The organism is Roseovarius halophilus (ex Wu et al. 2025), from assembly GCF_047086965.1.
The window spans coordinates 1-9,444 of sequence record NZ_JBKOTX010000203.1; the positions used below are offsets into that span (position 1 = coordinate 1).

Sequence of the window (9,444 nt, forward strand, 5' to 3'; positions counted from 1 at the left end):
CGCCCCAGAGGCCCATGCGCGTGCCCTCGCGCGCGCCGCGCCCCTGCCCCGCCAGCGCCATCATCGAGCCGATGGCCGCCACGGCGAACATGCCGTTGAAATACCCCAGCGTGACCACCGCCCCTGTCAGCGCGCCCGAGAGCGCCAGCGGCCCCAGGGCCGAAATCGCGGCCAGGCTGACCGCCGAGCCGAGGCAACCCGCGACGACCCAGTGCCGCAAGGACCCGATGCGCAGGCCCGTTGCGGCGATTCCCACGGTGAGCATCCCAAGGAAGACCCCGCCGTTCTGCGCCCCGCTGAGCGAGGTGGACTGCCCCGGCGTGAAGCCGAAGACCAGCCCGGCATAGGGTTCGAGGATCAGTTCCTGCATGAAATAGGCCGTCATGGACAGAAAGACGAAGATGGTGAAATTGCGCGCTTTGGGTTCACCCCAGACCTCGCGCAGCCCGGCGACGAAACCCTGCGGCTCGGGTTCCGGTTCGGCCGGGGCCACCCGGGCCTCGATGCCCCAAACGGTCAGCGTGGTCAGGACCACGGCCCCCAGGGTCACGATGCCGACGATGCGCAACAACAGTTGCGGCGTGTACGGGTCCAGGAAGGCGCCGACGGTGCCGGCCGTCACGGCGATCCCGGCGATCATCATCAGCCAGGTGATCGTGGCGGCCGCGGCGCGGCGGTGCGGGGCCGTCGCAGTGGCCAGCAGGGCCAGCAGCGAGGTGCCCGAGGCCCCCACCCCGACGCCGATCAGGGCGTAGGCGGCAATGGAAAGCGCCATCCCGGCGGCAAAGCTGCCCTCCAGCAGGACGACACCGTGCGCCGCGCCATAGGCGCCCAGCGCCAGCGCGCCCATGCCGCCGATGATCCAGCGCGTGCGATGCCCGCCGGTGTCGGACAGAAAGCCCCAGTTGGGCCGGGTGATCTGGATCCCGTAATGCAGCGCCACGAGAAACCCCGGCAGCACCGCGGGCAGCGCCAGTTCCACCACCATGAGGCGGTTCAGCGTCGAGGTGGTCAGCACCACCACCGCGCCCAGGGCCATTTGCACCAGCCCGAGACGCACGATCGAAAGCCAGCTCAGGGTCATGATATCCCTTCCATGTTGCGCAGGGCGACGGCGGCGACCATCATGCCGCTGACGTAAGGGCTCACGCCCGTCGCATTGTACCAGGGCGCGCGGCCCTTCGGATCGTTCAGCAGGACACGCATCGCCCAGACCTGTACCGCCACCAGCGCGGCGATGACAAGCGCATGCCAAGGCCGATCCCAGGCCAGCAGCAGCACGATCACCGCCATTTGCGGCAGCGCCATGACCCAGCAGGCCACCCGCGCCGCCCGTTCCGGGCCCAGCGTGACCGGCAGCGAGTTCACACCGGTCTGGCGGTCGCCCTCCAGGGCCTTGAAATCATTGAGTGTCATGATGCCATGCGCCCCAAGCGCATAGAGCAGCGCGACGGTCACGGTGGTCAGCGGCGGCGCCCCCGCCGCCAGTACGGCCGCCCCGGTGAACCAGGGCAGTCCTTCATAGCACAGCCCCACCAGGCCCGGCCCCCAGATGCCCGAGCGCTTGAGCCGGATCGGCTCTGCCGAATAGGCCCAGGCCGCGGCGACGCCGAAGACGGTCGCGCCGAAACCCCAGGGCCCCAGCACCGTGCCCAGCGCCAGCGCAAGCGCAGTGATGAACAGCGCAATCCACAGCCCCCAGCGCCCCGGGATCGCGCCCGAGGGGATGGGGCGGTCCGGTTCGTTGATCGCATCGACATGCCGGTCGCACCAATCGTTGGCCGCCTGGCTCATGCCGCAGACCACCGGCCCGGCCAGGACCATGCCCACCAGCACGGCCACCGGCGCCGTCGCCGGAGCAACCCCCGAGGCAACGACACCGCAGAGATAGGCCCATATCGGCGGGAACCATGTCACCGGCTTGAGCAGGGTCAACACCGCGCGCGGGCGCGGCCAACGCCGGGAGGCATGTAAGGATTCGCTGACACTCATGTGTCAACTAAACTATACAAAGGAGATTCTTGAAAGGGTTTTCTTGTCGCGCCGACGTGGCCGAGCCCCCCGTCGCGGCGCTAGTCGTCCTCGGTGGGCTTGATCAGGCCGTATTTGCGCAGCTTGACGTAGAGGCTCTGCCGCGAAAGGCCCAGCATCTCGGCGGCGGCGACGCGGTTGTTGTCCGTCAGTTGCACGGCCGTCTCGATGCACAGTTTCTCGACCACCTCCGAGGTGGCCGACACCAGTTCCTTGAGCGAGCGCGTGCCGACAAGGTCCATAACGTTCTGCATGGCCTCGTCGCTGACCATGACATTCGCCCTGTCGGTCTCGGGCACCTGTCTGGCCGACACATCGCGGATGATCAGGCCGAATCCAGTTTCTCCACCCTGCTGGCGCAGCCGTGCGACCGAGATGTCGACCTCTGTGCGCGTGCCGAGGGTGCTCTTGAGCTGGGCACCGTAGTGGTGCATCCGGCCCTTCTGGGCGGCGCTTTCAAGCATCAGCTTGAGGTCGACAGACCCACGCATCAGGAAGTCGGCCAGCGACGTGTCCTGGACATCGCGGATCTGCATCGCGTCGGCCATTGTGAGGAAGGCGTCGTTGGCCTCACGTATGTTGCCCTTGGCATCGGCCAGCACGACCGCGTCGGATGTGGCCCCATAAAGGGCGAGCAGCAGATTCGAGAACTCCGGCCCGGCCGACGCCCCCTCGTCCACCACGTCGAGCCGGCATAGCAACACCAGGTCACCTGCCACGCGGAAAAACCTCGGGCGGACATTGAGAACGCGCCCGTTGCGCCGCGACACCGCCTCGACCCCGCGGTCCACGTCGGCGGTGGCGGCCGCGCGCAGGGCCTCCATGAACTCGCCGCGGCGACGGCCGTCAAAGGCCTGCGGAAGGATGTTGCCGGACAAGGTCTCGGCGGTGCTGCCCAGAAGCGCGGCCGCGGCGGAATTGATCTCCTCGATCCGGGCCTTTTCCGGGTCCAGCACGATCAGAGGCGTCTCGGCTTCCTCGAAAACGATTCTGAACAGGGTCTGACCCGCACGCAGCTTTTGCTGGTCAGCCTCGCGGGCAAGTTGTTCGCGCAGCAGGCGTTGCTGGACCTCGGCCAGGGGCTGCATGTCGCGCCCGAACATCAGGATCTGACCATCGCCAACCCTGTGCATGCTGTAGCGCACCGGGAATTCCCATGTGGCGTTGTCCTTGTGGGTCAGTTCCATCGGCCGCGGCGCAACGTCCGGGTCCGCAGTGACCGCCCGAAACCGGGTCGAAAACTTCTCGGCGCTGTCGGGTGTCAGGAAACTGTCGAAACGCCGCCCGACCCAGTGGTCGAGACATCCCAACGAGGGGCTGTCGGGATTGACGCTTATACCCTGCACCTCGCCAGTGTCGTCGAGCATGACCGCCAGGTCAGAGGCCTGCTCGACAATCGCGTCCACGGCACCGAGGGCCGGCAGCCGACCTGCGGTCATCGTTTCGCTTGCTCGGCCCTGCCTGCTCACTCGGTGTCTCCGCCATATCGGGCCTCTCGGCCTCTAGGTGTTCAGCTTGTCCAGCTCGTTCTCTTGAGAGATGGACATCAATCCCGCACGATCAACCGCCTCGCGGACAGTTTTGACGGCGTAGTCCACGCCGGTCAGGCGCTCGACCTTGGCAGGTTCGCTGACCGCGCGCCCACCGATCACCATGGGCGGGCAGTGGTCCAGCCCCGCGCGAATGTAATCGACAAACTCACCGGCTTGTTCAACTGATGTCCACGTCGCCGCCGTAAGACCCACAAGCGAGAACCGGCTCGATGCGATCAGATCGACCAGTTCGTCGCGGGTCAGCCCGATGCCCATGTGCACCCAGAGCCCGTGCCGGCGGAACTGGTCCGCGGCCACGAAGGCCCCCAGCGCGTGGTCCTCGTAGGGCGGGATCACCATCAACACGGACTGGCCCAACGGAATGCTGCGGTCGATCAATCCGATCTCGGCCGGCTCGCCCGCCTCGCGCAACAGCGCCTGCAATCGCGCGGACCCAACCGTGACGTCGACGAAGCTGGCCCTGTCGTTGACCCACATCTCGCCCAGATACCGCGCGACCGCGGGAATGTAGATCTGGTGGACTTCCGAACTGCTCACGCCACTGGCGACAAGCGCCGAAATAGCGGCGCGGTGGCTGGTCTCGCTGTCCGACACCATGGCGGCGGCGAGATGCGCCACCCACTCGTCGCGCGTGCCCGGCTGATCGCTTTGCGATGTCGAGGCGACCGAGCGCAGCGCGGATTCGACCAGATACCGGATCGAGGGCGATTGTTCACTCCGTGGTCCGGCCTCGTTGAAGCCGTCATCGCGGTCCGTGTCATGTGCCATTGAGCCTCCTCCCTTGGCCGCCATGGGGGCCGAGCACCTGACAGCTCGCACCTTCTCACATGGAAGATAATTGGAGTTTGGTGGGGGCGTTTTCAAATGTCAATTTCTATTGACAACATGCCCCCGCAACCCCCCGGCAACCCGTTGGCGCAGGACAAGAAATTCCCGTGCGTCGAACACTGCGCCTGCGCGCACGCCAGGCCTGATAACACATTAAATTTATGGAATAGACCCGGCCGCAGCCCCTGACCTTCTGACAGCCCGGCTGGACAAATCCCCCGACCTGTTGGTGTAAATTATAATTGACACTTTCCCCCTGCGCCGCCTAGCATCAGACCATGTCACACGTTCGGTCAGGGGATCCGATGACGCCTTCGGCGCAGATACCATCAGAGGCCACCGCGCTTTACACGCCCGCGCAACGGGCCCGCCGCGATGCCAGCCCCTGGACGCTGGTGCAAGGTTTCCTTGCACCGCTTCAGTTCCTGGTCTTCCTGGTTTCGCTGGTGCTGGTGCTGCGCTACCTGGCCGCCGGCACCGGCTACGCGGCGGCGACCTGGTCAATCCTCACCAAGACCGGCCTGCTGTACCTGATCATGGTGACCGGCGCGATCTGGGAAAAGGTCGTCTTCGGCCAGTATCTTTTCGCCCCGGCCTTCTTCTGGGAGGATGTCTTCAGCTTTGCCGTCATCGCCCTGCACACGGGCTACGTCTGGGCCCTGTTCACCGGCGCGCTGGCGCCTGTCGCGCTGATGTGGCTGGCGCTGGCCGCCTATGCCGCCTACGTCATCAACGCCGGGCAATTCCTGCTCAAGCTGCGCGCCGCGCGCCTGCAATCCGAGGCCCCGGCATGACCCGTCACAGCCCCCCGCCCCCGGCCATGGGTTGCAGCAATGCCCCGGTCCTCAAGGAACGCGGCCAGCACGAGGTCTTCTGTGGGCTGACGGGAATCATCTGGCTACACCGCAAGATGCAGGACGCCTTCTTCCTCGTGGTGGGCAGCCGCACCTGCGCGCATCTGCTGCAAAGCGCCGCCGGGGTGATGATCTTCGCCGAACCCCGATTCGGCACCGCGATTCTCGAGGAAAGCGACCTGGCCGGCCTCGCCGACGCCCAGGAAGAACTCGAACGCGAGGTCGACCGCCTGCTGGCCCGCCGCAGCGACATCCGGCAACTCTTCCTCGTCGGCTCCTGCCCGTCCGAGGTCATCAAGCTGGACCTCTCGCGCGCCGCCGAACGGCTCAGCGCGCGCCACGCGCCGAAGGTCCGGGTGCTCAACTACTCGGGGTCCGGCATCGAGACCACCTTCACCGAGGGCGAGGACGCCTGCCTGGCCGCCATGGTGCCCGCCCTGCCCGAGACGGATGCCCGCCAGCTGATGATGGTCGGCGCCCTGCCCGACGTGGCCGAGGACCAGGCGCTGGAGCTGCTGGCCCGGATCGGCATCGACGCCGTCACCGTCCTGCCCGCCCGCCACGCCGATGCGCAGGTCGGCGTCGGCCCGAACACCAGTTTTGCCCTGACACAGCCTTTCCTGGGCGGCACCCATTCCGCCCTGGAAAGACGCGGGGCGCGTCACATCCCCGCGCCGTTCCCATTCGGCGAAGAGGGCACCACCGCGTGGCTTCGCGCCGTTGCGCGGGACTTCGGAATCGACCAGGCGCGTGTCGATGCCGTGACAGACGCGCCCCGCGCACGCGCCCGCAAGGCGGTGGCCAAGGCCGCCGAGACACTTGCGGGCAAGAAACTCTTCTTCTTTCCCGACAGCCAGATGGAGATCCCGCTGGCCCGCTTCCTGACCCGCGAGTGCGGGATGCAGGCCGTCGAGGTCGGCACGCCATATATCCACAAGGCGCTGGTCGCCCCCGACCTGGAGCTTCTGGCCGAGGGGCCGGTGATCGCCGAGGGCCAGGATGTCGAAAAGCAGCTCGACCGCTGCCGCGCAGCGCGCCCCGACCTGACAGTCTGCGGGCTGGGGCTGGCCAACCCGCTCGAGGCCGAGGGGATGACCACAAAGTGGGCCATCGAACTGGTCTTCACTCCGGTGCATTTCTACGAACAGGCCGGTGATCTGGCCGCGCTCTTCTCGCGCCCGCTTAACCGGCGCGACCGGCTCAGGCTGGAGGCCGCAGAATGACCCGGCGCATGTTTCTTCTGGCCCGAAATATCCTCGGGGGGTCCGGGGGGCGAAGCGCCCCCGGCGCGTCGTCATGAAGCTCTCGGTCTGGACATATGAAGGCCCGCCGCATGTCGGCGCCCTGCGCGTGGCCACGGCGATGACGGGCCTGCACTACGTGCTGCACGCGCCCCAGGGCGACACCTATGCCGACCTTCTGTTCACCATGATCGAGCGGCGCGACCACCGCCCGCCGGTGACCTACACCACCTTCCAGGCCCGCGACCTGGGCTCCGACACGGCCAACCTTTTCAAGACCGCCTGCGAGGCCGCCTATGAGCGGTTCAAGCCGCAGGCGATGATCGTCGGGGCCTCCTGCACCGCCGAGCTGATCCAGGACGATCCCGGCGGCATGGCCGAGACCATGGGCATGCCCATCCCGATCATCCCGCTGGAGCTGCCCAGCTACCAGCGCAAGGAGAACTTCGGCGCCGAAGAGACCCTGTTCCAGCTGGTCCGGCGCCTGGCACAGCCCATGGCGCGGACCGAAGCGATCACCGCGAACCTTATCGGGCCCACCGCGCTGGGCTTTCGCCACCGCGACGACATCCCCGAGGTCACCGCCCTGCTCGAAAGCATGGGCATCACGGTGAATGTCTGCGCGCCCTACGGGGCCAGCCCCGAAGACCTGACCCGGCTGGGCGCCGCGCATTTCAACGTGCTGATGTATCCCGAAACCGGCGAGGCCGCCTGCCGCTGGATGGAACGGGAACTGGGCCAGCCCTTCACTAGCACTGTGCCCATCGGCGTCGGCGCAACCCGCGATTTCGTGGCCGAAGTGGCCAGGATCACCGGGCTGGAGGCGCGGCTCGATGAAAGCCGCCTGCGGCTGCCCTGGTATTCGGCCTCGGTCGATTCGACCTACCTGACCGGCAAGCGCGTCTTCATCTTCGGCGACGGCACCCATGTCGCCGCCGCCGCGCGGATCGCGCGCGACGAGATGGGCTTCGAGGTGGTGGGCCTTGGCTGCTACAACCGCGAGATGGCCCGCAAGATCCGCGCGCTGGCCAAGGACTTCGGCGTGCCCGCGCTGATCTCGGACGATCATCTGGACGTGGAAGAGGCCATCGCCGAGGCCGCGCCGGAACTGATCCTGGGCACCCAGATGGAGCGCCACACCGGCAAGCGGCTGGGCATTCCCTGCGCCGTGATCTCGGCGCCCGTCCACGTGCAGGACTTTCCCGCCCGCTACAGCCCGCAGATGGGGCTGGAAGGCGCGAATGTCATTTTCGACACCTGGGTGCACCCGCTGGTCATGGGACTGGAAGAACACCTGCTGACCATGTTCCGAGAGGATTTCGAGTTTCACGACGAGGCCGGTCCCAGCCATCACGGCGGTGCTCATACGCCCCGCCCTCTGGCCGACGACGACGGGGGGCCAGCCCCCCGGCCTTCGGCAGCCCCCCGGGATATTTCGGGCCAGAAGACGGACGCGGGCGAGGTGATCTGGCTGAGCGAGGCCGAGCGCGAACTCAGGAAGATCCCCTTCTTCGTGCGCGGCAAGGCCAAGCGCAACACCGAGGCCTTCGCCAATGAGCGCGGCCTGGACGAGATCAGCGTCGACACCCTTTACGAAGCAAAGGCCCATTATGCGCGATGACGTGGCACTGAACACCGGGCCCGCCCCCTACCGCGTGGTGATCCTGACGCTGGATTCGCATGCCGCCGGCCCCTGCGCGCGGGTGGCCGAACGGCTGGCCGAGGATTTCCCGGGGATTGAATTGAGCGTACACGCCGCCGCCGAATGGGGCGAGAGCGACGCGGCCCTGAAAGAGGCCCGCCGCGCCATTGCCACCGGCGATATCGTCATCGCCAACCTGCTGTTCCTGGAAGAACACGTCCAGGCGATCCTGCCGGACCTGCAGGCCCGCCGCGACACCTGCGACGCCATGGCCGGGCTGATCGCCGATGGCCAGATCGTGAAATGCACCCGCATGGGCACGCTGGACATGTCCGCGCCCGAGAGCGGCACCGCCAAGCTGCTCAAGAAGCTGCGCGGCGGTGGCAAGAGCGGCTCCAAGACCGACGACGGCGCGCGCAAGATGAAGATGCTGCGCCGTCTACCACGCATTCTGCGACTGATCCCGGGCAAGGCGCAGGATCTGCGCGCCTGGTTCCTGACCATGCAATACTGGCTGGGCGCCTCGGACGACAACATCGAGGCCATGGTCCGCTTCCTTATCTCGCGCTACAGCCACCGCGACGCCTGGCGCGGCGCCGAGGCCCCGGCCCCGCTGGAATACCCCGAGACCGGGCTGTACCACCCCGACCTGGCCGGGCGGATCACCACCGACCCCGCCGCCCTGCCCACCCCTGCCAATCCGACCGCGACGGTGGGGCTGCTGATGATGCGCTCCTACGTGCTGGCCGGCGACACCGCGCATTACGATGCGGTGATCCGCGCGCTGGAGGGCCAGGGCCTGCGGGTGCTGCCCGCCTATGCCGGGGGCCTGGACGGGCGGCCCGCGATCGAGGCCTTCTTTCGCGACCGCCACGGCGCGACCATCGACACGTTGCTGTCGCTGACCGGCTTCAGCCTGGTGGGCGGCCCCGCCTACAACGACACCGAGGCGGCGGTCGAGACGCTCAAGGCGCTGGATGTGCCCTATGTCGCCGCGCATCCGCTGGAGTTCCAGACGCTGGGCCAATGGGCCGGCTCGGCCGGGGGCCTCGGCCCGATCGAGACGACCATGCTGATCGCGCTGCCGGAACTGGACGGGGCGACCACGCCCACGGTCTTTGCCGGGCGCCACGGGCCGGGGGGCTGTGCGGGCTGCACCCGGGACTGCGCCGCGACCTCGGTGGTCAAGGAAATGGCGCCCTGCCCCGAGCGGGTCGAGGTGCTGGCCGCCCGCGTCGCGCGCCAAAGAAGAACCTGCCCTGGGAGGATCCAGGGATCCGGCTGAGGTTCGACCG

7 protein-coding genes and 1 pseudogene are annotated in these 9,444 nt (G+C 67.5%); 4 read left to right on the forward strand and 4 right to left on the reverse strand.

Annotated elements, in window-relative coordinates; translation table 11 throughout:
• The 4 genes from ACH107_RS26605 to ACH107_RS26620 form a co-directional block, all read right to left on the reverse strand.
• A partial coding sequence (locus tag ACH107_RS26605; protein WP_412508663.1) for a BCD family MFS transporter occupies positions 1 to 1,084 on the reverse strand: 1,084 nt, incomplete at its 3' end.
• Entirely contained in the window at positions 1,081 to 1,992 is a 912-nt protein-coding gene (gene chlG, locus ACH107_RS26610) for a chlorophyll synthase ChlG (RefSeq protein WP_412508664.1), read from the reverse strand. The genes chlG and ACH107_RS26605, both read right to left, overlap by 4 nt.
• Before the next feature lie 80 nt (positions 1,993 to 2,072).
• On the reverse strand, positions 2,073 to 3,470 hold the full coding sequence (ppsR, locus tag ACH107_RS26615; RefSeq protein ID WP_412508666.1) for a transcriptional regulator PpsR: 1,398 nt from the start codon (positions 3,468 to 3,470) through the stop codon (positions 2,073 to 2,075).
• 63 nt (positions 3,471 to 3,533) lie between these two features.
• Positions 3,534 to 4,352, reverse strand: coding sequence for a B12-binding domain-containing protein (locus ACH107_RS26620; protein ID WP_310689948.1), 819 nt, complete (start codon positions 4,350 to 4,352; stop codon positions 3,534 to 3,536).
• Between the two features lie 365 nt (positions 4,353 to 4,717).
• On the opposite strand from ACH107_RS26620, the gene bchF reads away from it, so the two are divergent.
• From bchF to ACH107_RS26640, 4 genes and pseudogenes are all read left to right on the forward strand, one after another.
• Positions 4,718 to 5,206: a 2-vinyl bacteriochlorophyllide hydratase gene (bchF, locus tag ACH107_RS26625; protein WP_412508668.1), complete on the forward strand. Its 489-nt coding sequence runs from the start codon at positions 4,718 to 4,720 to the stop codon at positions 5,204 to 5,206.
• On the forward strand, positions 5,203 to 6,489 hold the full coding sequence (locus tag ACH107_RS26630) for a ferredoxin:protochlorophyllide reductase (ATP-dependent) subunit N (protein ID WP_310689946.1): 1,287 nt from the start codon (positions 5,203 to 5,205) through the stop codon (positions 6,487 to 6,489). The genes bchF and ACH107_RS26630 overlap by 4 nt, the downstream gene beginning before the upstream one ends.
• Positions 6,490 to 6,562: 73 nt before the next feature.
• On the forward strand, positions 6,563 to 8,128 hold the full coding sequence (gene bchB / locus ACH107_RS26635; RefSeq protein WP_412508670.1) for a ferredoxin:protochlorophyllide reductase (ATP-dependent) subunit B: 1,566 nt from the start codon (positions 6,563 to 6,565) through the stop codon (positions 8,126 to 8,128).
• Positions 8,118 to 9,392, forward strand: a pseudogene (locus tag ACH107_RS26640) (DUF3479 domain-containing protein); the annotation flags it as partial. The gene bchB and the pseudogene ACH107_RS26640, both read left to right, overlap by 11 nt.
• Positions 9,393 to 9,444: the final 52 nt, after the last annotated feature.

Coding starts and splice junctions, on each gene's coding strand:
- chlG (WP_412508664.1), bottom strand. CDS start 1,992: ATGAGTGTCAGCGAATCCTTACATGCCTCCCGGCGTTGGCCGCGCCCG.
- ppsR (WP_412508666.1), bottom strand. CDS start 3,470: ATGACCGCAGGTCGGCTGCCGGCCCTCGGTGCCGTGGACGCGATTGTC.
- ACH107_RS26620 (WP_310689948.1), bottom strand. CDS start 4,352: ATGGCACATGACACGGACCGCGATGACGGCTTCAACGAGGCCGGACCA.
- bchF (WP_412508668.1), top strand. CDS start 4,718: ATGACGCCTTCGGCGCAGATACCATCAGAGGCCACCGCGCTTTACACG.
- ACH107_RS26630 (WP_310689946.1), top strand. CDS start 5,203: ATGACCCGTCACAGCCCCCCGCCCCCGGCCATGGGTTGCAGCAATGCC.
- bchB (WP_412508670.1), top strand. CDS start 6,563: ATGAAGCTCTCGGTCTGGACATATGAAGGCCCGCCGCATGTCGGCGCC.